The 22,464-nt window shown below is 64.4% G+C and carries 17 protein-coding genes; 7 read left to right on the top strand and 10 right to left on the bottom strand.

Going from position 1 to position 22,464, the window contains the following annotated elements; translation table 11 throughout:
- Window positions 1–75 precede the first annotated feature (75 nt).
- Window positions 76–1,092 carry a UDP-N-acetylmuramate dehydrogenase gene (gene murB / locus FLM21_RS18325; protein ID WP_148716952.1) on the top strand — a complete coding sequence of 339 codons (1,017 nt, stop codon included), beginning with the start codon at window positions 76–78 and terminating at the stop codon, window positions 1,090–1,092.
- Window positions 1,093–1,121: 29 nt separating this feature from the next.
- Here murB and FLM21_RS18320 read toward each other — a convergent pair whose 3' ends face one another.
- Both FLM21_RS18320 and mpl read right to left on the bottom strand, forming a co-directional pair.
- The gene (locus FLM21_RS18320) at window positions 1,122–2,006 is read right to left on the bottom strand and encodes a DUF2167 domain-containing protein (RefSeq protein ID WP_148716951.1); all 885 of its coding nucleotides are present in this window, start codon (window positions 2,004–2,006) and stop codon (window positions 1,122–1,124) included.
- 156 nt (window positions 2,007–2,162) lie between these two features.
- Window positions 2,163–3,545, bottom strand: coding sequence for a UDP-N-acetylmuramate:L-alanyl-gamma-D-glutamyl-meso-diaminopimelate ligase (gene mpl, locus FLM21_RS18315; protein WP_222846873.1), 1,383 nt, complete (start codon window positions 3,543–3,545; stop codon window positions 2,163–2,165).
- A 116-nt stretch (window positions 3,546–3,661) separates the two neighbouring features.
- Between mpl and FLM21_RS18310 the strand changes: the two genes are divergently transcribed.
- Window positions 3,662–4,636 carry a GGDEF domain-containing protein gene (locus tag FLM21_RS18310; protein ID WP_148716949.1) on the top strand — a complete coding sequence of 325 codons (975 nt, stop codon included), beginning with the start codon at window positions 3,662–3,664 and terminating at the stop codon, window positions 4,634–4,636.
- 72 nt (window positions 4,637–4,708) lie between these two features.
- Here FLM21_RS18310 and FLM21_RS18305 read toward each other — a convergent pair whose 3' ends face one another.
- Genes FLM21_RS18305 through def form a run of 8 tightly spaced genes read right to left on the bottom strand, consistent with a single transcriptional unit; the run spans window position 4,709 to window position 14,460 of the window.
- Window positions 4,709–6,208, bottom strand: coding sequence for a TrkH family potassium uptake protein (locus FLM21_RS18305; RefSeq protein ID WP_187359984.1), 1,500 nt, complete (start codon window positions 6,206–6,208; stop codon window positions 4,709–4,711).
- The gene (trkA, locus tag FLM21_RS18300) at window positions 6,208–7,584 is read right to left on the bottom strand and encodes a Trk system potassium transporter TrkA (protein WP_148716948.1); all 1,377 of its coding nucleotides are present in this window, start codon (window positions 7,582–7,584) and stop codon (window positions 6,208–6,210) included. The genes FLM21_RS18305 and trkA overlap by 1 nt, the downstream gene beginning before the upstream one ends.
- Window positions 7,585–7,596: 12 nt before the next feature.
- Window positions 7,597–8,904, bottom strand: a complete 1,308-nt coding sequence (locus tag FLM21_RS18295; RefSeq protein ID WP_148717601.1) for a sigma-54-dependent transcriptional regulator — start codon at window positions 8,902–8,904, stop codon at window positions 7,597–7,599.
- Window positions 8,897–11,032 (bottom strand): sensor histidine kinase, encoded by a 2,136-nt coding sequence (locus FLM21_RS18290; protein ID WP_148716947.1) that lies wholly within the window; start codon window positions 11,030–11,032, stop codon window positions 8,897–8,899. Before FLM21_RS18290 ends, FLM21_RS18295 begins: the two co-directional genes overlap by 8 nt.
- Entirely contained in the window at window positions 11,029–11,694 is a 666-nt protein-coding gene (locus FLM21_RS18285; RefSeq protein ID WP_187359983.1) for a DUF4390 domain-containing protein, read from the bottom strand. Before FLM21_RS18285 ends, FLM21_RS18290 begins: the two co-directional genes overlap by 4 nt.
- Window positions 11,642–12,928, bottom strand: a complete 1,287-nt coding sequence (gene rsmB, locus FLM21_RS18280) for a 16S rRNA (cytosine(967)-C(5))-methyltransferase RsmB (protein ID WP_148716945.1) — start codon at window positions 12,926–12,928, stop codon at window positions 11,642–11,644. Before rsmB ends, FLM21_RS18285 begins: the two co-directional genes overlap by 53 nt.
- Window positions 12,929–12,988: 60 nt before the next feature.
- The gene (gene fmt, locus FLM21_RS18275; protein WP_148716944.1) at window positions 12,989–13,912 is read right to left on the bottom strand and encodes a methionyl-tRNA formyltransferase; all 924 of its coding nucleotides are present in this window, start codon (window positions 13,910–13,912) and stop codon (window positions 12,989–12,991) included.
- A 44-nt stretch (window positions 13,913–13,956) separates the two neighbouring features.
- Window positions 13,957–14,460: a peptide deformylase gene (gene def, locus FLM21_RS18270; RefSeq protein ID WP_148716943.1), complete on the bottom strand. Its 504-nt coding sequence runs from the start codon at window positions 14,458–14,460 to the stop codon at window positions 13,957–13,959.
- 150 nt (window positions 14,461–14,610) lie between these two features.
- On the opposite strand from def, the gene FLM21_RS18265 reads away from it, so the two are divergent.
- The 5 genes from FLM21_RS18265 to FLM21_RS18245 all read left to right on the top strand — a co-directional run bounded on the left by FLM21_RS18265 (window position 14,611) and on the right by FLM21_RS18245 (window position 22,443).
- On the top strand, window positions 14,611–15,672 hold the full coding sequence (locus tag FLM21_RS18265) for a LysM peptidoglycan-binding domain-containing protein (RefSeq protein ID WP_148716942.1): 1,062 nt from the start codon (window positions 14,611–14,613) through the stop codon (window positions 15,670–15,672).
- Window positions 15,669–16,766 carry a DNA-processing protein DprA gene (gene dprA / locus FLM21_RS18260; protein WP_148716941.1) on the top strand — a complete coding sequence of 366 codons (1,098 nt, stop codon included), beginning with the start codon at window positions 15,669–15,671 and terminating at the stop codon, window positions 16,764–16,766. The genes FLM21_RS18265 and dprA overlap by 4 nt, the downstream gene beginning before the upstream one ends.
- Window positions 16,767–16,815: 49 nt before the next feature.
- Entirely contained in the window at window positions 16,816–17,271 is a 456-nt protein-coding gene (locus FLM21_RS18255) for a DUF494 family protein (protein ID WP_187359982.1), read from the top strand.
- A gap of 90 nt (window positions 17,272–17,361) precedes the next feature.
- Window positions 17,362–19,650: a type I DNA topoisomerase gene (topA, locus tag FLM21_RS18250; RefSeq protein ID WP_148716939.1), complete on the top strand. Its 2,289-nt coding sequence runs from the start codon at window positions 17,362–17,364 to the stop codon at window positions 19,648–19,650.
- A gap of 180 nt (window positions 19,651–19,830) precedes the next feature.
- Window positions 19,831–22,443, top strand: a complete 2,613-nt coding sequence (locus FLM21_RS18245) for a sensor domain-containing phosphodiesterase (RefSeq protein ID WP_148716938.1) — start codon at window positions 19,831–19,833, stop codon at window positions 22,441–22,443.
- Window positions 22,444–22,464 lie beyond the last annotated feature (21 nt).

Genomic DNA, 22,464 nt, shown 5'->3' with positions numbered 1-22,464 from the left:
ACCGTGCCGGTTTTTTATTGCCCGGTGCGCCCAGACGGCGGATCGCTGATAATCGCGCTTTCGCCGGAGCGTTCCATGCCGCAAGTCCTCACCGATATCGATCTGACCTCGCGCAACACACTGGGGCTGGCTGCGCGCGCCGCGCACTATGCGGAGATCACGGTGGCCAGCGATGTGGTGGCTTTACGCGCGGATTCGGCGCTTGGTGCAATGTCATGGCGGGTGCTCGGTGGTGGCAGCAACCTGGTGCTGCCCGAGGTGGTGACCGGGCTGGCGCTGCGCGTGGCACTGCCGGGGCGGCGCATCGTCGGCGAGGACGAACACGCGGTCTACGTGGCTGCGGGCGGTGGGGAAACCTGGCACGACTTTGTGCAATGGACGCTGGCGCAGGGCTTGGCAGGGCTGGAGAACCTGTCGCTGATCCCAGGCACCGTGGGGGCCGCGCCGATCCAGAACATCGGCGCCTATGGTGTCGAGGTCAAGGACACGCTGTTCGAGCTGACGGCCCATTCGCTGCACGACGGCGGATCACGCGTGTTTCGCAATGCTGATTGCCGTTTTGGTTACCGCGACAGTGTGTTCAAGCACGGCGAAGCCGATCGCTGGCTGATCGGCGAGGTGGTGTTCCGCCTGCCCAAGGTGGTGACGCTGCACACCGGCTATGGCGATATCGAGCAGGAATTGACTGCTGCTGCCTTGCCGCGCACGCCGCAGGGCGTGGCACAAGCGGTGATCAACGTGCGCCGTCGCAAGCTGCCGGACCCGGCAGTGATCGGCAACGCCGGCAGCTTCTTCAAGAATCCCATCATTCCGATGGCCCAGCGCGACGCACTGCTGGCCGAGCATCCGGCGCTGGTGTCCTACCCGGCGGGCGAGGGGTGCTGCAAGCTGGCTGCCGGCTGGTTGATCGAACAGGCGGGCTGGAAGGGCCGGCGACTCGGCCCGGTCGGCATGTATCAGCAGCAGGCGCTGGTACTGGTGAACCACGGTGGGGCCGCACGGGCCGACGTCGCAGCGCTCACGCAGGCGGTGCAGGCTGATGTGATGGCACGCTTTGGCGTGCCGCTGGAGCCCGAGCCCGTCTGGTGGTGATGCGGCGTGGGTGAGCCCGCGCCCTGCGTTTATGCGTCCTTGTTGCCGAAGAAGCGCTTGGCCGCGGCGAACAGGCCAACGGCACCCAGCGCGATCAGCTTGGCCGACTTGGCGAAGAAGGCGCCCAGCAGCGCGAACAGGCCGAGCTTCTTGGCGCCGACACCGGCGACGAGGGCGGCGAGGCCGTACTCGGCCACCTGATCGGTGTCGGCGTTGAAATCCTGGTAGCGTTTGCCGTCGTTGAAGGCTAGGGCGGCCAACAGCTGTTGTGCTTCCGGTTTTTCAGCTTCCACGCTGTTCATGCCCGTCACCAGGTTCATGCTGATGTAGCCTTCACGACCCAGCGCGTAGGTGTTGTAGTTCACGCCCTGCTCATCACTGGCCTTCCCATCCTTGTTGCGGATATTGGCGGCCCAGACCAGCTGATGGCTGGCGGCGTTGTACGCCGGTTTCTCCACCCAGCCGATCACCTCGAACTCCGCAATGCCGCGCTCGCGTCGCTGCTTGTTGCCTTCCTCGGTGCCGTCCTTGAGGCTGGTCAGCAGCTCGCTGGCATCCCAGTCCTTGGCATCGTCATCCTTGATGTAACCGGCGCGCTCGAAGCTGACGTCGATGAACCAGTTCGCCTGGTCTGACTCGGGCAACACCAGCCCGAGCAGATCGTCACCCGGCACATTGCCCATCGCATCGAGCATGCGTGCGGCTTCGGCCTTGGGCACGAAGGCATAGCCCTTGGGCAGGTCGAGCACGGCCTGGTCGGCCAGTACCACATGTGCCGGGCCATGCTGCGCCACCTTCGCTGCCGCGGTATAGGCATCGTCGAGCGCCGATTGCTCGGCGGCTCGTGCCGGCTGCGCAAGACAGAACACGCTTGCCAGAGCGGCCAGGGTGAATCGGAGCAGCGTTGATTTCATGGTTTCCCCCTGAGTATGGGCGCGACGGCGCCTCGATGATTTGTCATCGATTGTTCGGGGGTCCAAGCCGGGTGTCAAAAAAACTTTCTGGTGTTGAAACTTTTTGTCGTTTGCTTGGTAAGCACCCACCGCTCGGCGGGCGTCGGCACGACGGCTTTACGCGGTTTGATGGGTGAGGGCTGTCAGCAATTTGCCGTGGATGCCACCGAAACCGCCGTTGCTCATCACCAGCACATGATCGCCGGCATGGGTTGCGGCAACGATGGCTTCGACCAGCACATCCAGATCGTCGTGGGTCTGGGCGCGGTCCCCCAGCGGTGCAAGCGATTCGGCCGGGTTCCAGCCGAGGTTGCCGTTGTAGCAGAACACCAGGTCGGCATCGGCCAGCGAGGCCGCCAATGCGTCCTTCATCGTGCCAAGTTTCATGGTATTGGAGCGCGGCTCCAGCACGGCCAGGATGCGGGCGTTGCCGACCTTGCGGCGCAGGCCGGCCACGGTGGTGGCAATGGCGGTGGGATGGTGGGCGAAATCGTCGTAGACGGTGATGCCGCCGGCCACGCCCTTCAGCTCCATGCGGCGCTTCACATTCTCGAAACGCGACAACGCATCGATGGCGACTTCAGGCGTGACGCCGACATGGCGGGCAGCGGCGATGGCGGCGATGGCGTTGAGAGCGTTGTGCTCGCCAAGCAGCGACCAGCGCACGCGGCCTTGTTGTTCGCCATCCAGCAGCACATCGAAGCCATCGTCATGTTGCATACCCAGTTGCCAGCCGGAGGTGCCGCCGAAGCGCTCCACGTCGCTCCAGCAACCGCGTTCCAGCACGCGGGTCAGGCTCTCTTCGCGGCCGTTGGCGATCAGCCGGCCGTTGCCCGGCACGGTACGCACCAGGTGATGGAACTGGGTTTCGATCGCGCCAAGGTCAGGGAAGATGTCGGCGTGATCGTATTCCAGGTTGTTGAGGATGGTGGTGCGTGGCCGGTAATGGACGAATTTGCTGCGCTTGTCGAAGAAGGCGGTGTCGTATTCGTCGGCCTCGATCACGAAGAATGGCGAGGTGCTGGCCGCATCCTGGCGCGGCGTGCCCGGCAGACGGGCGCTGATGCCGAAGTTCTCCGGCACGCCACCGACGAGGAAGCCCGGCGCGAGGCCAGCATCTTCCAGGATCCAGGCGAGCATCGACGTGGTGGTGGTCTTGCCATGGGTGCCGGCAACAGCGAGCACCCAGCGCCCGACCAGGATATGGTCGCGCAGCCACTCCGGGCCACTGGTGTAGGGCAGGCCGCGGTTGAGGATTTCCTCCATCAGCGGGTTGCCACGCCGTACCACGTTGCCGATGACGAAGAGGTCAGGCTGCAGCGTGAGCTGCTCCACGCCCCAGCCTTCGATCAGCTCGATGCCGAGCGCCTCGAGCTGGGTGGACATCGGCGGGTAGACCCCGGCATCGCAGCCGGTGACGGTGTGGCCGGCGGCACGGGCGAGCGCGGCGATGCCGCCCATGAAGGTGCCGCAGATTCCGAGGATGTGGATATGCATAATGGCTTTATCTGTTTGTAACGAAAGGAATTCTTACAAGGAACGGCTTGGCGTGGCCCGGGGGCTTGCGTAGAATCGTTTGCTTAATCCGTGCCCATTACATCACAACCTCGCCCTTCATGACCTCACCCACGCCGTCGGTTAATCCGGTGGAGATCGCACGTATCGCGCTCAAGCGCCTGGCCGAACGCGGCCTTGCGCCGACGCCGGAAAATTACGCGCAATTCTATAACGCCATCGTCACCATCAAGTCGCCGGAAACCAAGAACAGCGACGAGCTCCAGCATGCCTGGCAGGTGCTGTGCCGGCTGGACGATGCGCTCGCCGAGGCAGCCGATACCACGGCCAGCCTGCTCGAATCGTTGTCCGAGAGCGGCCAGAGCATGGCGACGAGCCTGGGGCAATTGCAGTATGCGCGGCGGACCGGTTTCGAGCCCACCGCGGAAATGGGCGAGACCAGCGCCACCGTGGCTGGCCTACTCGAGGACATCATCAGCTCGACGCATACGCTGCACGCCACGGTATCCGCATCGCACGAAGACATTTCCACCATTCGCGATTCGGTCAAGCGCATCGAGGAAGACCTCGCGTTCAACCGCAAGCTGCTGGAGCAGGATCCACTGACCGGCACGCTGAACCGCCAAGGGCTTGATCATCTGCTGGCGCGTGAAGTGAAGCGCGCGCATCGCGCTGGCAGCAAGTTGTCGGTGGTGCTGTTCGACCTCGACGACTTCAAGCAGATCAACGACCGTTTCGGCCATCTGGTCGGCGACCAGGTGCTAGTGCATGTCGCCAATCTGGCCCGTGCGGTACTGCGGGAAAGCGACATGCTGGTGCGCTATGGCGGTGAGGAATTCCTGCTGCTGCTGCCGGAAACCGATATCAACGGCGCCCGCTTCGTGGTCGACCGGATGCGGCTCGTGGCTGGCAAGACGCCGTTCATGCATCACGCCCAGCGCATCGACGTCAGTTTTTCTTCCGGCGTGGCCATGCTCGGCGCCGAGGAGAACGGTCGCGCACTGGTGTTGCGGGCGGACGAGGCGCTCTATCGCGCCAAGCATTCGGGTCGCGGTCGGGTCGAGATGGCCGACTAGCCGCTGCGCAAAGCCGAAAAAAGCCGCCTCATCCAGGCGGCTTTTTTCATTGGGGGGTGGCGGATGCAGTGGCTAGTTGCGCCAGAACGCGGGTGTCAGCAGTACCAGTACCGAGAACACTTCCAGCCGGCCCAGCAGCATGGCAAACGAGCAGACCCATACCTGGAATTCGCTCAGTACACCATAGTTGGACGCGGGGCCGACCACGCCGAGCCCAGGCCCGGCATTGTTGATGCAGGCCACGATGGCGCTGAAGCTGGAGACGAAATCCAGCCCCGACAGCAACAGCACAAAGGTGAGCACGGTGATGCTCATGAAGTACAGGAAGATGAAGCCGAGCACCGCGAACACTACCTGCCCGGGCAGCGACAGGCCGTTCACCTTCAATGGCCGGACGGCATTGGGATGCAGCAGCGTGGTGAACTGGCGGCCGGCTTCGCGGATCAGCACCAGCGTGCGGATCATCTTGATGCCGCCCCCGGTCGAGCCGGCGCACGCGGTCACGCTCGACAGCAGCAACATGGCGAGCGGAACCACGATCGGCCACTGGCCGAAGTCGACGCTGGCAAAGCCCGAGTCGGTGGCGACCGAGACGAGATTGAACGCGACATGGCGCAGCGCGGTACCGTAGTCCGGGTAGATCGCGTGCACGTAAAGCACCGCCGCCAGCGCCAGCGTGCTGGCTGTCACCAGCAGCAGCATGGCCTTGAACTCGGAATCGCGCCAATACACCGAGAGCCGCCGACCGGTCAACGCCAGGTAGTGGGTGGCGAAGTTGGTTGCCGCGATCAGCATGAACACGATCAGGATGATCTCGATCAGCGGCGAATCGAAGTGGCCTACGCTGGCATCGCGCGTGGAAAAGCCGCCGAGGCTCAGCGTCGACATGGCGTGGCAGACCGCGTCGAACGCGCTCATGCCGCCAAGGTAGTAGAGCAACAGCCCGCAGACCGCAGTGAGCGCGGTGTAGATCAGCCATAGGTTGCGCGCCGTTTCGCGGATGCGCGGCGTCAGCTTGGCATCCTTGATTGGCCCCGGCGTCTCGGCCTTGAACAGTTGCATGCCGCCGACGCCCAGCAGCGGCAGGATCGCCACGGCCAGCACCAGGATACCCATGCCGCCGAGCCAGCTCAGCAGGTGGCGCCACAGGTTGATCGAGGCCGGCAACTGGTCGAGGCCGCTCAGCGCGGTGGCACCGGTGGTGGTGAGGCCGGACATCGCTTCGAAATAGGCGTAGGTATAGCCGAGCGAGGGCTGGTAGAGCAGCAGCGGCACCGCGGCGACCGCGGGCAGGATGGTCCAGAGCCCCACCACCAGTACGAAGCCGTCGCGCGTGCCCAGTTCGCGCTGATAGCGCTGGGTGGCCGCGATCAGCGCCAGGCTGGCCAGCAGCAGGCCGCCGAGCGAGTCGAGCAGCGGCAGCAAGCCGGCATCGTTGCCCCACCAGGCGAGGACGATGGGCGCAAGCATGGTCAGCGAGAAGATCGCCGATACCCACGCCAGCACGTTCACCACCGGCAACACCCGGAGTGGCACGCCACGCAGCGGAGCGCCTCCGTCGCGCCGGGCCATCAAAAGAAGCCGAGCTTGACGGCGAACATCTGCTCGACTTCGCGGATGCGCCGCTTGTTGTCGACGAACACGATGACGTGGTCCTCCGCCTCGATCACCGTATCGTGATGCAGGATCAGCACTTCGTCGCCACGCACCACCGCGGCGAAGTAGATGCCAGCCGGGAGGTGCAGCTCGGCCACGCGCCGGCCGACGATGCGCGAGGTGGTGCGGCTGCCATGCGCGACGATCTCCAGCGCCTCGGCGGTCCCACGGCGCAGGCTGTGGGCGGCGACGATGTCACCCTGGCGCACGAAGGCAAGCAGCGAGCCGATGGTGGCCTGCGCCGGCGAGATGGCCACATCGATGCGGCTGCCTTGCAGCAGCCCGACATAGCGCGAGCGGTTGATGATGGAGATCACCTTCTTCGCACCCATCTGCTTGGCCAACAGCCCGGACATGATGTTGTCCTCGTCGTCGCTGGTCAGCGCGAGATAGAGGTCGGCGCGCTCGATCTGCTCGGCTTCGAGCAAGGCCTCGTCGGTGGCTTCGCCGGCCAGCACCAGCACGTCCGGCAGTGCCTCGGCCAGCCAGGTGGCGCGCGCCCGATTGTTCTCGATCAGCTTGACTTGCACCTCGCCGGCGAGCTCGGCGGCGAGCCGGTAGCCGACATTGCCGCCACCGGCGATGGTGATGCGGCGGGCGCGCTTCTCCTCGCCATGCAGCGCGCCGATCACGGCGCGGATGTGCTGGCGGGCGGCAAGGGCGAACACCTCGTCGCCGACCTCGAGCACGGTTTCGCCATCCGGATAGATGTAGCGGTTGCGCCGGTAGATGCCGACGATGCGTCGATCCTTGTCCGGCAGGACTTCGTCCAGTCGGGCCAGCGCCTTGCCGGCCATGGGCGCGCCGGGATCGACGCGCACCACCACCAGCTGTGCCTTGCCGTCGGCGAAGTCGAGCACCTGCAGTGCTTCGGGCGTGCGCACCAGCGCGGCGAGGTAGTCGGTGACGATCTGTGCCGGCGTGATCACATGATCGACACCGAAGCCGCCTTCACCGAGCAGGGAGTCGTGCGTGAGCAGATCCTGGTTGCGGATGCGGGCGAGCCGGGTCGGCACGTTGTAGAGCTGCTGGGCGATCTTGCAGGCGACGAGGTTGAGCTCGTCGCTGGGCGTGACTGCGAGCAGCAGGTCGGCGTCGCGCACGCCGGCTGCCTCCAGCGTGACCGGACTGGTGGCGTGGCCGACCACGGTGCGCAGGTCCAGCTTGTCCTGCAATGGCTTGAGGTTGGCCGGATTGTCGTCGACCAGCGTGACGTTATAGCGCTCGTGGACCAGTTGTTCGGCGACCGAGCTGCCTACCCGCCCGGCGCCGAGGATGAGGATGTTGGCCACGGCGCGCCCGCCTTAGCTCTCTTCGACGGGCCGCTGCTTCTTCGGCATGGTGATGCCGAGCTGCTTGAGCTTGCGATAGAGGTGGGTGCGCTCCAGGCCGATGCGCTCGGCGACCCGGCTCATGTTGCCGCCGGAGAGCTCGATCTGGCGTTCCAGATAGTATTTCTCGAACTGGTCGCGTGCTTCGCGCAGCGGCAGGTCCATGTCCACGCTGGCAGGCGCGCCACTGTCGCTGGATGGCGGCAGCACGGGGGCCACCCCGCTTGGCGTGAACTGCGACAGGATGCGCGACACCGGCGCAAGGTCGATCTCGCCGTCGCGCCCGGTCAGCGCCAGGCTCTTGACCACATTGGCGAGCTCGTCGAGGTTGCCCGGCCATTCCTGGCGCGCTAGGAGCTGCAGTGCGGCATTGCTGAAACGGCGCGGACCCAGTTTGTTGGCGGTGACCGCCTCGACCAGCAGCGCCTCGGCGATGCGCGGGATATCCTCGCGATGCTCGGCGAGTGACGGCACCGGTACGATTAATTGCGATAGCGCCTTCAGCAGCTCAGGGTCGACGCTGGCGGCCAGCATGTCGAGTGGCCGGCTCGAGGCCGAGACGAGGCGCACCTTGTTGCGCTCGAGCTTGGCGAGAATGCTTTTCAGCCCGGCCTGGGCGCGGCGATCCAGATAGGCGAGGTCGCGCAGGAACAGCGTACCGCCGGCTGCCTTGGTGGCAAGCTCCTGTGGCGCGATCACGTAGTCCTCGTTGGACAACGGGGCGACGAAGGGGCGGCCCGGGGGCGTGAGGTAGCGTGCGCAATGCTCGAAACCGACGCCGGGCGAGCCGAGCAGCAGGATGGGCGCGCCTTGCGCCCCAGCTGCGGCGTCGAGCGCCGTGGCCAGCTCCTTGATTGCTTCGGCCTCGCCGAGCCGCGACAACGACGGCGCACTGGGGCGGCTGTCGCTGGTTGGTTGGGTCAGTGCGCGCTTGACCGCGGCCAGCAGCTTTTGCAGGCCAATCGGCTTTTCTAGGAAGTCGAGCGCACCGATGCGGGTGGCCTCGACTGCGGTATCGATGGTGGCATGGCCCGACATCATCACCACCGGCATGGTGAGCTGGCCATTGCGGGCCCACTCCTTCAGCAGCGTGACGCCATCGGTATCGGGCATCCAGATATCGAGCAGCACCAGCCGTGGCTGGGCCTGATTGCGTAGCTGGCGCGCCTTCTCGGCGTTTTCCGCCAGCGCCACGCTGTAACCCTCGTCCTGCAAGATCTCCGACAATAATTCGCGAATGCCGATCTCGTCGTCGACGACCAAAATATCCTGACTATGCAACTTCACATCCCTCCATGAGCGGCAGTTCGATCCGTACGTAGGCGCCGCCTTCTTCCCGGTTGCCGGCCGTAATGCGGCCCCGGTGCTCTTCGATGATTTTTTTCACGATCGCCAGCCCCAGCCCTGTCCCCTTTTGCTTGGTACTGACGTAAGGCTCGAATGCCCGAGCCAGGATGTCGGCTTGGAAGCCGCACCCATTATCTTCCACCGTGAGCCGGGCAAATTTATCGGCTTTCTCGGTGCGCACGCAAATCTGTAGGCTACCGTCCCTCGGCTCGCAGCCTTGTAAGGCATCCTGCGCATTCTGCAACAAGTTGTGGATCACCTGCCGCAGATGGGTTGCGTCGCCCTCGACGGTGAGCGGCGCACGCGCATGATCGATGCGCGTGACGGGCGCTGCTTCGTATAGCACTAGCACGTCGGACAGCAGCTGCTGCAGGTCGAGCGCCTTCTTCTTGCCGGTCGGCTTGCGCGCGTAATCGCGGAAGGCGTCGACCATCTGCTTGAGTGCCTGTACCTGCTTGACGATGTTCTGGGTATTGCGTGACAACAGCTCGGCACCGGCCTCGTCGAGTTTGTCGGCGAGCTTGAATTCCAGCCGCTCGGCCGAAAGCTGGATCGGCGTGAGCGGGTTCTTGATCTCGTGTGCCAGTCGGCGCGCCACTTCGCCCCAGGCGGCATCTCGCTGCGCCGAGATCAGCTCGGTGATGTCGTCGAACACCACGAGGAAACCGCGATTGGCCTCGATGTCCTCCACCCACAACGGCGTGCCACGCACGTTCAGCGCACGGGTATCGGCGATTTCCACCTGGCGCTGCCAGTGCTCGTCGTCCTGAGCGAAGCCAGCGGTGATGGAGGCACAGAAGCCGGCGAGCGCCGGGTAGCGCTCTGGCCATTGCTCGAGCGCTTGGCCGACGAGCGCAGCTGGATCGATGCCGAGGATGCGCTGCGCGCTCTGGTTGCTGGATGCCAGCTGCCAATGCTCGTCGAACGACAGCACGCCGGCGGACAGCGAGCCGAGGATGGCCTGCAGGTAGGCGTTGGCGGCGGCCTGTTCGGTCTGGTGCTGTTCCAGCGAGGCACGGGCGTCGGCCAGCTGGCGTGTCATGCGGTTGAACGACTGGGTGAGGATGCCGAGCTCGTCACGGCTGATCACTGGCTGTTGCTGGGTGAAGTCGCCCGACGCCACTGCGCGCGTCGCCCGGGCCAGCATCGATAGCGGTGCGGCCAGCCGGTCGGATAGATAAATCGCCAGCGCCAGTGCGCCGAGCAAGGCCATCAAGAGCGCCAGCGTCAGCGTCAGCGTGTACACCAGCTTGAGGCCGCTGCGCGACTGCGACAGCTGTTTGTAGTCGCTGCGTACCTGCTCGACCAGCTCGGCGTCGGCGGCGAGTTGCTCGGGCACCGGCTGGATGATCTGCAGCAGCCGCTGTTTGCTGCCCCAGCGCCCGCCGGCGATCGGCACGATTACGCGCATCGTCAGCGCGCTGCCGGACAGCGCTTCCAGGCGCTTTACCGGCTCGCGGCCAGCGTTGCGCAGGATGGTGCGGTCGGGCAGATCCGGGAACAACCCGGCGTTCTCGTTGCCGATGTGAGCGATGGTGGTGCCGCTGTCGTCGAACACCGAGATTTCCTGCACGCCAAGCTGCTCGCGATAGCGGGTCAGGCGATTGAGCAGTTCGCTACCGCTGTCGTCGTGGATGTCGAGCGCGACCACGCGGGCCTTGCGGGCGAGATCGCCGAGCTGGTAGTCGATGGCGTTGTGGCCCAGATTGAGGCCGCGATCGAGCGCGTTGTCGACGCGTACGTCGAACCAGTTCTCGATCGATTTGTTGAGGAACTGCACCGACAGCGTGTACACCAGCGTGCCCGGCAGCACGGCGACCAGCGCGAACATCAGCACCATGCGCAGCGTGAGGCGCGAGCCGAACACCTTGGCGCGCACCTTGCGCACCAGCTCCCACAGCCGGGCACCGACCAGGAACAGCAGGCCAGCCAGCAGCAAGGCATTGAGGATCAGCAGCTCGTCGTAGTACTCGGCGAAGGTCGACGTCTTGCCGGCCGCGGTGGCGAGCAGGAACAGCACGATGGTGCCGAGCGAGGCGACGATGATCAGCGCCCGCCTCATGGCGCGCTCTCCTCGGCCGCCTGCGGCACCGGCTCGGTGCGCTTGAGGTCGACCCACGGCGAGGACAGCACCCAATCGTCCTTGCCCAGTGCGGACAGCTGCAGCGGCTTGGGTAGCTGCGACACATCGAGCCGCAGCCGTACCCGGCCAGCAATCGGTTCCTTGTCGCGTGCGAGGTCGCTGCCGTTCAGCACTTCCCAGCTACGCACCACGCCGAGCGCAGTCAGTGCTTCGGACAAGGTGGCGAAGCTGCGGTAGAAGCTGCCGAGGTGCAGGCGGTATTGGCGCGACAGGTTGTGGTAGGACAGGCGATAGTTGAGGCGCGCGGTGGGATCGAACCAGTTGGAGACACTGTTCCACCATGCGGACAGCCGCGGCCGGGTGAGCTGGAATTCATAGCTGAACGGCAGCGAGAAGCCGTTGGCGAGCGCTTCTTCCAGACCCGGCTTGAGCGTGACGTCGAAGCGGGCGGCAAGCTCGATATGATCACCGGCATATTCGAAGCTGGCATCGCGGGCGCGAATGCCCGGTTCCTGCGCCACGGCGGGCAGGCCAAGCAGCAAGGCCAGCAGCACGCCGAGCAGGCAGGCGAGCACGCGCGCTGCGTGATCAGGCAGCGGGTTCGGCAGTCTTTTCGAATAGGGCGTAGAAAAAGCCATCATGCTCGGGCGTGGGCAAAAGCTGGCCATCGTCCGGCACATCGCCGGGCAGGGCGAGACGCTGCGCATTGGCATGACGCGACCCGAAGGCGCGCGCCTGCTCGGCATTCTCGGCCGGAAAGATGGAGCACGTAGCATAAAGGAGTTTGCCCCCCGGTGCCACGAGCGGCCACAGCGCGTCGAGCATCTCTGCCTGCTGGCAGGCGTAGCCCGCGAAGTCTTCCGGGCGGCGCAACCATTTGATGTCCGGATTGCGGCGCACCACGCCGGTGGCCGAGCACGGCACATCGGCCAGCACGCGATCGAAAGGCTGGCCATCCCACCAGCCCTCCGGCGCGCCAGCATCCCCGGCGACCAAGTCGGCCTGCAGTTCGAGCCGCTTCAGGTTGTCCCGCACCCGCGACAGACGCTTGGCGTCGCTGTCGACTGCGGTGAGCGCCACTTCGGCGAGCTCGAGGATGTGCCCGGTTTTGCCGCCGGGCGCCGCGCACGCATCCAGCACCCGCTGGCCATCCTGAACGTCGAGCAGTCGCGCCGCATATTGCGCGCCCCAGTCCTGTACCGAGACATCGCCTTCCATGAAGCCCGGCAACTGGTCGACACCGATCGGGCGGTGGATGTTGATGGCGGTGTCGTCGAGCGGGCTGGCCGCGATATGCGCTTCTGCCAGCCGCTTCAGGTAGTCGTCGACGCTGCCGCGGCGTCGGTTTACCCGCAGCGTGAGCGGTGGGTGCAGGTTGCTGGCGGAGAGAATGGCCTGCCAGTGCGATGGGTACGCCTCACGCAGCGCATTGATCCACCATGCCGGGTGGGACCACAGGCCACGCTCGGTGCGGTTGGCATTGCCGAGCAGGGCATCCTTGTTGCGCAGGAAGTTGCGCAGGATGGCATTGACGAGGCCCTTGCCACCGCCAGTGCCGACATGGGTGGCGACCTTCACTGCATGGTCCACCACGCTGTAGGGCGCGGCGCGGGTGAAATGCAGCTGGTAAAGCGACACCAGCAACAGCGTGCGCAGTTCCTCTTCGAACAGCGGCTTGCGCAGCAGCTGGCTCAACACGTGTTCCAGCAAGCCGAGGTGGCGGAGTGAGCCGTAGCACAGGTCCTGGATGGCGCCGCGTTGCTGCGGTCGCAGATCCGGCTGGTTCTGCCAGGTGGCCGTGAGTGCATCGGTGAGCGTGCGCCCGGCCAATACCTGGCCCAGTGCCGAGCTGGCGAGTTTTTGTGTCAGATACATGGAGCGGCCTCTGGCTGGCGCGGCGTGACCCACGCAAGGAAGCGATGGAACAAATTTAACCTAGCCGAGCTGGTTGCCGACGGCGAGTGGGTGGCCGGCCAGAAAGGCGGCAGCATCGACCCGCTTGGCGCCGGCTTTCTGCAGTTCGGTGATGTGCAAGGCACCCTCACCACAGGCCACGGTCAGGCCTTCCTTGCCGGTGGCAAGCACCGTTCCCGCTTCACCGTTCCCGGAGACCGGTGTGGCCGCCCAGATCTTGAGCGGGGTGCCGTCGAGCAGGGTCTGCGCCGAAGGAAACGGGTTGAAGGCACGGACCATGCGATCAAGCTCGACAGCGGGGCGCGACCAGTCGATCTGTGCCTCTTCTTTCTTCAGCTTCTCGGCGTAGGTGACGCCCTCGGCGGGTTGCGGTGTGCGGTGTGCCTGGAGCGTCGGCAGATCGGTTAGGGCAGTCACGATGGCCGCAGCGCCTTGGGCCGCGAGCTTGTCGTGCAGCGTCTGCGCGGTATCGTCGCCGGTGATGGCCGTGCGGTGGACGGACAGCATGTCGCCGGTGTCGAGGCCCACATCCATCTGCATGATGGTGATGCCGGTCTCGGCATCGCCAGCGGCAATGGCGCGCTGGATGGGCGCGGCCCCACGCCAGCGTGGCAGCAGCGAAGCGTGGATGTTGAGGCAGCCGTGGCGCGGCAGTGCCAGCACTGCCTGCGGCAGGATCAGGCCATAGGCAGCGACGATCATCGCATCGGCATCAATGCCGGCGAGCGGCGCCTGCTGCTCGGCGGTGCGCAGCTTCTCCGGCTGGTAGACCGGCAGGCCATGCTGCTCGGCCAGCACCTTGACCGGCGACGGCGACAGCTTCATGCCACGCCCGGCAGGACGATCGGGCTGGGTGAGTACCAGGGCGATGTCGTGCCCGGCAGCGATCAGTGCGGCGAGCGCATCGGCGGCAAAATCGGGTGTTCCGGCGAAGATCAGTTTCATGGGCGGGCAATGGAGAAGGGGGCGTTGCGCCCCCTTGCGGTTGTTCACATGGTCTTGCGCTGGTTCTTTTTCAGCTTCTGCACGATGCGCTGCAGCTTCAGTCGCGACAGCTTCTCGACGAAGACCTTGCCGTCGAGGTGATCGATCTCGTGCTGGATGCAGATAGCCAAGAGGCCACCGGTGCTGATCTCATACGGCTGACCGTTGCGATCGAGCGCCTGCACCTTGATGTGGTCAGCCCGTTCCACTTCCTCGTAGATGCCCGGCACCGACAGGCAGCCTTCCTCGTAAGTGGTCTTGCCGTCCATTTCAACGATCTGCGGATTGATCAGCACCAGCAGATTGTTGCGTTCTTCCGACACGTCGATGACGATCAGCCGGATATGGTGATTGACCTGCGTTGCCGCCAAACCGATGCCTGGCGCCTCGTACATCGTCTCGGCCATATCGTCGATCAGCTTTTGCAGCGCGTCGTCGAAGGTCGCGACCGGCTTGGCGACCGTATGCAGGCGTTCGTCGGGATATTGCAGGATATTGAGTAAGGCCATGTTAGCTTGCGGCGAAAAAAGAATATATGCAGAATCAAATTGGCGGTATTTCGGGGCTACCGCATGGGTTGAAGGCGATTTAGATAGACCGTCCTGCCTTGTCCACCCCGCCCACCGGCCCTGCCGGCAACAATAATCAAGAGCGTCGCCATGCGAAAAAAGATTATATCCCTTCTTTTGGTATTCAGCGGCTGCGTTGGTTCCGTCTTCGCCGACACCTTGGCGCTGCAGGAAAACGCGCCGGATCGCTACGTCGTCGTCAAGGGCGACACCCTGTGGGATATATCGGGCAAGTTCCTGAAAAAACCATGGCGCTGGCCGGAAATCTGGCAGCTCAACAAGGAAGAGATCAAGAACCCGCACTGGATCTACCCTGGCGACGTGATCGTGCTCGACCGTTCCGGCGACCAGCCGCGGCTGCGGCTGCTGCGTGACAGCAAGAACACTGGCCGCACCAACGGCGTGCTCAAACTGGGCCCACGCACCCGCGTCGAATCGTTGGTTGGCGATGCCGCTCCCAGTATCCCGTTCCGCGCGATCAAGCCCTTCCTCAATCGGCCGTTGGTGATCGATCCTGCCGAGATGCAGGCCGCTCCGCGCATCGCGGCCGGCCCGGATGACCGGGTCTACTTCACCGCCGGTGACAAGGTCTATGCAGTCGGGCTGGCCGGCGAAGTCGGCAGTACTTGGCATGTATTCCGCCCGGGCCGTGCACTGATCGATCCGGATGATCCGGAAGGCAAGCGCGTGATCGGCAACGAGGTCGATTATCTGGGCGATGCGGTGCTCGACATCCCCGGCGACGTGACCACCATGCACATCGTCGGCAACCGCGAGGAAGTGGCCGTCGGTAGCCGTCTGCTGCAAGCTGAAGACCTGCCGTTCATGAACTTCGTGCCGCATGCACCGGCGCAGTCCGTGCTGGGCAAGGTCGTTTCCGCTTACGGCGGCGTGGCCGAGGCCGGGCAATTCACCACCATCGTGATCAATCGCGGTGCCAGCGATGGCCTGGATGTCGGCAGCGTGCTGGAGTCGTTCAAGGCACCACGCTTGATCAAGAAGGAAAGCAAGGATGAGCCGGACCGTTTCACCCCGGCGGAAAAGAGCGGCAACGTCTTCATCTACCGCGTGTTCCCGACCATTTCCTATGGTCTGGTGATGAACAGCACCATGCCGATCAACGTTACGGACGAGGTGAGATCGCCCGAATGAGTGATGCCGACCTGAGGCACTGGCTGCGCTTTGCGCTGGTGCCCGGTGTCGGCGCCCGGCGCCAGCTGGCCTTGCTGCGCGGTTTCGGTAGTCCCGAAGCTGCGCTTTTTGCTTCTGCGGCTGCGCTTGCGCCTCATCTCGATGCGGGACTGATTCCGGCATTCAAGCAGGTGGCCGAAGGCGCGCGTGACGACGAGGTCGAGCGTCATCTTGCCTGGCTGGGCGAACCAGGCAACGGTCTCGTCACCCTGGCGGATGGGGATTACCCGCGAACCCTGCTCGATTTGCCCGACGCGCCGACCGTGTTGTTCTGCAAGGGGCGTATCGAGTTGTTGGCCGCGACGGCAGTCGCCATTGTCGGCAGCCGCAATGCCACGCCACAGGGTTTGGAGCACGCTGCTGCCTTTGCCGAAAGCATGAGCGCAGGCAGCCTCACGGTCGTGAGCGGCCTTGCGGCGGGCATTGATGCTGCGGCCCATCGTGGCGCATTGCTGGGGGCTGGGTCGACTGTGGCGGTGGTTGGTACCGGTTTGGACCGGGTCTACCCCGCTGCCAACAAGGTGTTGGCGCATGACATCGCTGAGCGGGGGCTGATCGTTTCCGAATTCGTGCTGGGCACGCCGCCCAAGGCCGAGCATTTTCCGCGGCGCAACCGGCTGATCGCAGCCTTGGCGCGCGGCACGCTGGTGGTCGAGGCGGCGCTGGGCAGTGGCTCGTTGATCACGGCCCGGCAGGCCGCCGATCTGGGACGCGATGTGTTTGCCATTCCAGGCTCCATCCATTCGCCGGTCGCGCGTGGCTGCCATCGATTGATCAAGGATGGCGCCAAGCTCGTCGAGTCAGCCGAGGACATCCTGTCCGAGCTCGGCTGGTCGGGGGGCGCCAGTCCGCGACGGGAGGCCGGACCGGTGGCCCTGTTGGGCGATAACGAACGGGCTGTGCTCGATGCAGCCGGTTATGATCCGGTCGATTTCGACGCACTCATCGGTCGTACCGGCTTGACGACGGATGCGCTCTGCGCAATTCTGCTGGGCTTGGAATTGGCAGGGGCCGTCACCACCTTGCCAGGAGGTCGCTATCAGCGACAGGTTTGACCATCCTGCGGGATGGTTTTTTGCTTTGGTGTCATCCTACGAAATCACGATGCTGGACGTACTCGCTTATCTGTTTCAAGCCTTTTTTCACGCCGACGGCTTGCCCGACGTGCCCAAGCTCGCCAGCGAACTGGCCGATGCGGGCTTTGAGGAGGACGAGATCGGCGAAGCCATGGCTTGGCTGGGCGATCTGGCTCGGCTGGATGACGGTCCCTATGCCGCGCTGGCGGGACGCCACCTGGAACGCCAGCTGCACCCACAGGAAATCGCCGCGCTGAGCCCCGAGGCCCTGCGTTATTGGTACGGCCTGGCGCATGCCGGTGCGCTCGATGCGGCCCAGACCGAGCTGGTGCTCGATCGCGTCCGTTCGGCGGCGCCTGCCATCACCGGCATCGAACAACTGAAACACTGGGTGTTGATGGTGGCATGGCACAAGCGTCAGGATGGCGCGGTGCTGCTGATCGAGGACATCCTGTTCGGCCGCGACGGCGCCACCTTGCACTGAGTCAAATTTATCCCGCGTGCCGAGCCCGCCTCTTGCACAGCCACGGTTCCACCACTAATTAATAAAGCGCCACCACTCGCGAACTCGCCCATGCCTGCCAATCTCCTCATCGTTGAGTCGCCATCCAAGGCCAAGACCCTGCAAAAGTACCTGGGCAAGGATTTCCAGATTCTTGCCTCCTACGGCCATGTGCGCGGGCTGGTGCGCAAGGATGGCTCGGTCGATACCGAGCATGACTTCAAGATGAAGTATCAGGTGATCGACAAGAACAAGAAGCATGTCGATGCCATTTGTGACGCGGTGAAGCAGGCCGATCACGTCTACCTCGCTTCCGATCCGGACCGCGAGGGCGAGGCGATTTCCTGGCACATCCTGGAAATCCTCAAGGGCAAGAAGCTCCTGGTGCCGGAGAAGACCTTCAAGCGCGTAGTGTTCCACGAGATCACCGAGTCGGCGGTCAAACAGGCGGTGGCCAATCCGCGTGACATCGACAGCAACCTCGTCAATGCGCAGCAGGCGCGCAGTGCGCTGGACTACCTGGTGGGTTTCAATCTGTCGCCGCTGCTGTGGCGCAAGGTGCGCTCCGGTCTTTCAGCCGGCCGGGTGCAGAGCCCGGCGCTACGCCTGATCTGCGAGCGCGAGATCGAGATCCGCGCATTCCAGACCCAGGAGTACTGGACTGTCCATCTCGACAGCCACAAGGGCCGGCAGAAGTTCGGCGCGAAGCTGACCGAATGGCAAGGCAAGAAGCTCGAGCAGTTCGACATCCCGAACGAAGCGACGCAAGCCGATATCGTCAAGGGCCTGGCCGGTCAGGACGCGCGCGTCACCCGCGTCGAGAAAAAGAAGAAATCGCGCAGCCCGGCAGCCCCGTTCACCACGTCCACGCTGCAGCAGGAGGGTGTGCGCAAGCTTGGCATGACCACTGATCGCGTGATGCGTACGGCGCAGCAGTTGTACGAGGGCATCAACGTCGGCGGCGAGACCGTCGGCCTGATCACTTATATGCGTACCGATGCGGTGGCGCTGTCGAACGAGGCGCTTGCCGATATCCGCGAGTACATCGGCAGCAACTTCGATAAGGACTACCTGCCGAACGCACCGGTGGTCTACAAGAACAAATCGAAAAACGCGCAGGAAGCGCACGAGGCGGTGCGTCCCACCGCCATCGGCCGCACGCCTGAATCGATCAAGGCTTATCTCAGCCCGGATCAGTTCAAGCTTTACCAGATGATCTGGAAGCGTACGCTGGCCTGCCAGATGGCGCCGGCCAAGTTCGATACCGTCAGCGTCGACATCACCGTGGGCGAGGGCGTATTCCGCGCCAGTGGCCAGACGCTGGTGTTCCCCGGCTTCATTGCGGTCTACCAGGAAGACGCGGACGACGTCGAGCCGGATGACGAGGACGAAGCGCGGCTGCCGACGCTGGAAGAGGGCGAGGCCCTGCCGGTCGACAAGGTGTTCGGCGAGCAGCACTACACCCAGCCGCCACCACGCTATTCCGAAGCCAGCCTGGTGAAGGCGCTGGAAGAGTTCGGCATCGGCCGGCCGTCGACCTACGCCTCCATCATCAAGACGCTGAAGGATCGCGAATACGTCGACCTCGACAAGAAGCGCTTCATTCCCACCGACACCGGCGAGGTGGTGAACAAGTTCCTCACCGAGCACTTCACGCAATACGTCGATTACAACTTCACTGCGAAGATGGAAGACCGGCTCGACGAGATTTCCAATGGCTCGCGCGAGTGGGTGCCGGTGCTTGACGAGTTTTGGAAACGCTTCCACGACACGGTGGTGGAGAAGCAGGGGTTGTCGCGCAAGGAAGTGACGCAGGAAGAGCTCGACGAGGATTGCCCCAAGTGCGGCAACAAGCTCGCCATTCGCCTTGGCAAGCGCGGTCGCTTCATCGGCTGTACCACCTATCCGGAATGCGATTACACGCGCAACCTGAACGAGGACGCTGCCACTGCCCCGGTCGAACCTGAGGTGGTTGAGGGCCGCAGCTGCCCCGAATGCGGCTCGGTGCTGCATATCAAGCAGGGGCGCTACGGCAAGTTCATTGGTTGCTCGGCCTACCCGAAGTGCAAGCATATCGAACCGCTGGAGCCGCCCAAGGATACCGGCGTTGAATGCCCGCAGTGCCAGAAAGGCACGCTGCGCGAGAAGAAAAGCCGCTACGGCAAACTGTTCTACTCGTGCAGCACCTATCCCAAGTGCAACTATGCCACCTGGGATCCGCCCATTGCCGAGGCCTGCCCGCAGTGCAAGTGGCCGGTGCTGACCATCAAGACCACCAAGCGCCGCGGTGTGGAAAAGAAGTGCCCACAGAAGGAATGTGGCTGGTCCGAGGTGATCGAGCCGCCAGCGGGCAAGGAGTAACCGCTCGTCATTTGACCCTTCCGTCCGGCTGCGCGCGTCGTTGCTGCGTCAGTTGGCCGCTGGACGAGGGTTGACCCGGCCCCGCTTCCGACAGAAACTTACAACCCCGAGCTGGCAAATGCCTGCGCGGGGTTCGTGTTTCTGCCGGTGCGTTGATCACGCGCCGGCCCAGGGGGAAAGATGGCCAAGCCGGAATGGATGGCGAGCGATGACTCACAGTTCGTCGCGCAGCGGGAGCTGGGCCTTTACCATGCTTATTTCGACGCCTTTGACAGCGTTGTCGCCCGCCTGTTGGCGCGAGACGGCGCATCGGGCGTGGCCGATGCCATGGCTGCGCTGGCCGATGTCACCCGCGCCAGCGTCGTCAGCCTCTACCTGAACGTGCCCGACGGCTCGGTCGCCCGCATGGTCGCCGCTTGGCGCGATCCGGCCACCCGGCTTGCCGCTGTGACGCCGGCGCCGCTCAAGTTGTTCGAATACGCCAACTACCCGATGCTGTCCGACACGCTGGCGGTTGGCATGGTGCTCAACAAGTCGCTGCTGGAGCTGCCGCTCGCCGAGCAGATGTTGCTGGCGCAAATCGGCGCACGGCGCATCCTTTGCATTCCCTTGCTGAACCGCGGTGAGCTGTTCGGCTTCCTTTCCTTCCTCGACGACGACGAGCGCCGCGAGCGCAGCTCCACTGAGCTCAAGCTGTTGTCCATGCTGGGTAACCACGTGGCGCAAGCGCTGATCCGGTTGCATGTCGAGGATGATCTGCTGGCCAACCAGCAGCGGCTGCGCGCCCTTGTCGGTGCCACCGAGGACATGGTGTTCGAACTGAGCCCCGAGGGCGTGGTGCGCCAGGTCTGGTCCGGCCATCCGGCACTGCCCAGTGCGGAGGTCATCACCGGGCGGCCGATTGCGCTGGTGTTGCCGCCCGAGATCGTGCAGGTGCTTGCGCCAGCCATTCCCGAGGCGCTGGCGGCCAAGCACAGCGTCACCGTGCAGTGCGCGCTGCCGCAGCGCGGCGTGTGGCTGCACTTGAGGCTGCAACCGGTGACGGTCGGCGAGCCGCGCGTGGTGGTGCTGGTGCACGACGTGACCGAGTTGGCGCAGGATGCCGCGCGCAAGAAGACCATGCTCGACACGCTCAACCTGCTGGAAGAGGCGATCGTTGACATGACACCGGCCGGCGAGCTGATCGAGGCAACGCCGGCCTGGGCGGGCCTGCGCGGACTGGAAGCGCGCAATCTGCCGCAGGACATGGGCAAGGCGCTGTCGACCTGGGTGCATCCAGAGGACCAGCCGTCCATGGCCGACGTGCTGGGCCGCTTGCTGGCCAGCAACGAGGCGAGCAGCCTGCGGGTGCGGCTGATGCAGGAAAAGGGCGAGTTCCTGTGGGTTGAGGCGCGCCTGATCGCGCTGCGTGGCCCGGATGGCAGCTGCCATGGCGTGCGCGGCGTGATGCGCGACGTGACGGTGGCTCACCTGAACGAACAGCACATCACCCAGCTGGCACACTACGACAACCTCACCAAGCTGCCCAACCGGCTGTTGCTCGACCAGGCGCTGGCGCATGCGGTCGACCGCGCGCGGCGCGACAACACCAAGGTCGCGTTGGGCTTCATCGACCTCGATCACTTCAAGCAGATCAACGACGCGTTCGGCCACAAGATGGGCGACGAGCTGCTGGTCAACCTGGCCGCTCGCCTCAAGACGGTGTTGCGCGACAACGATCTGCTGGCGCGTTGGGGCGGCGATGAATTCGTGGTGCTGCTGCCCGACCTCACCGATACCGCACGGTTGTCCGACATCGCCGAGCGCTTGCGCCAAGCCGCGCGGCAAGGGGTGGTGCTCGACGGCATGGAGGCCAAGCCGACCATCAGCGTGGGCTTTGCGGTGTTCCCGGACAATGCCGAATCGGGCGAGGAGCTGCTGACTGCGGCCGATCACACGATGTACCACGCCAAGAACGCGGGCCGGAACAACGCCTGCTTCTACAGCGATATCCTGCACCTGAAGGCGCTGGGTCGCGAGCACGTGGCGATCCAGTCGCGGTTGTCCGACGCGATCCGTCTTGGGGGGCTGCAGGTGTACTACCAGCCCATCGTGCGGGCCAAGGGCGGCGATGTCTACGCCATTGAGGCGCTGGCACGTTGGCAGGACGACAAGAGTGGCTGGATCAGCCCGGAACTCTTCATCCCGATGGCGGAGAAGGTTGGCCTGATCCAGGAGCTCTCCGAGGTCGTCACCCACCAGGCGTTCTGCAAGTTGCGTGAATGGCGCGACGCAGGCCTGGCGCAGAAGCTGATGCTCAATGTGTCACGCAGCCAGCTGTTTGCGCCGCGTTTTGTGTCCAACCTGGTCGACCGACTCGGCGAGTTCAAGCTGCGCCCGTCCGATGTCATTATCGAGATCACCGAATCGGTGGCGCTCACCGATTACTCGCGCCAGCTCAAGCACTTGAAGCTGCTCGGCGCTGCCGGTTTTGCGCTGGCGATCGATGATTTCGGCACAGGTTATTCGTCGCTATCGCAGCTGCACGAGATGCCGGCGCAGCTGCTGAAGGTGGACGTGTCGTTCACGCAGCGGCTGCATACCGACGAAGGCCGGCGTGTGATGCAGGCCATCGTGCAGTTGTCGCACGGGCTTGATCTCGACATCGTGGTCGAGGGTGTGGAGAACCTGGAGACCGCACGCTTTCTGCAGGGCCTGGGTGTGCAGTATCTGCAGGGTTTTCATTTCAGCGAGCCGGTGCCAGCGGGCGTGGCCGAGCTGTGGATGCGGTTGGGGCTATCGGGCAAGATCTGAGTGCTTTCTTCACCAAACAAA

Origin of the sequence: Chitinolyticbacter meiyuanensis, from assembly GCF_008033135.1 — a bacterium.
Classification (GTDB): Bacteria; Pseudomonadota; Gammaproteobacteria; order Burkholderiales; family Chitinibacteraceae; genus Chitinolyticbacter; species Chitinolyticbacter meiyuanensis.
Note: the sequence above shows the minus strand (reverse complement) of the source record. Positions and strands in the feature narration are given on the sequence as shown.

Coding starts and splice junctions, on each gene's coding strand:
- murB (WP_148716952.1), top strand. CDS start 76: ATGCCGCAAGTCCTCACCGATATCGATCTGACCTCGCGCAACACACTG.
- FLM21_RS18320 (WP_148716951.1), bottom strand. CDS start 2,006: ATGAAATCAACGCTGCTCCGATTCACCCTGGCCGCTCTGGCAAGCGTG.
- FLM21_RS18310 (WP_148716949.1), top strand. CDS start 3,662: ATGACCTCACCCACGCCGTCGGTTAATCCGGTGGAGATCGCACGTATC.
- FLM21_RS18305 (WP_187359984.1), bottom strand. CDS start 6,208: ATGGCCCGGCGCGACGGAGGCGCTCCGCTGCGTGGCGTGCCACTCCGG.
- FLM21_RS18290 (WP_148716947.1), bottom strand. CDS start 11,032: ATGAGGCGGGCGCTGATCATCGTCGCCTCGCTCGGCACCATCGTGCTG.
- FLM21_RS18285 (WP_187359983.1), bottom strand. CDS start 11,694: ATGATGGCTTTTTCTACGCCCTATTCGAAAAGACTGCCGAACCCGCTG.
- rsmB (WP_148716945.1), bottom strand. CDS start 12,928: ATGTATCTGACACAAAAACTCGCCAGCTCGGCACTGGGCCAGGTATTG.
- fmt (WP_148716944.1), bottom strand. CDS start 13,912: ATGAAACTGATCTTCGCCGGAACACCCGATTTTGCCGCCGATGCGCTC.
- def (WP_148716943.1), bottom strand. CDS start 14,460: ATGGCCTTACTCAATATCCTGCAATATCCCGACGAACGCCTGCATACG.
- FLM21_RS18265 (WP_148716942.1), top strand. CDS start 14,611: ATGCGAAAAAAGATTATATCCCTTCTTTTGGTATTCAGCGGCTGCGTT.
- dprA (WP_148716941.1), top strand. CDS start 15,669: ATGAGTGATGCCGACCTGAGGCACTGGCTGCGCTTTGCGCTGGTGCCC.
- FLM21_RS18255 (WP_187359982.1), top strand. CDS start 16,816: ATGCTGGACGTACTCGCTTATCTGTTTCAAGCCTTTTTTCACGCCGAC.
- topA (WP_148716939.1), top strand. CDS start 17,362: ATGCCTGCCAATCTCCTCATCGTTGAGTCGCCATCCAAGGCCAAGACC.
- FLM21_RS18245 (WP_148716938.1), top strand. CDS start 19,831: ATGGCCAAGCCGGAATGGATGGCGAGCGATGACTCACAGTTCGTCGCG.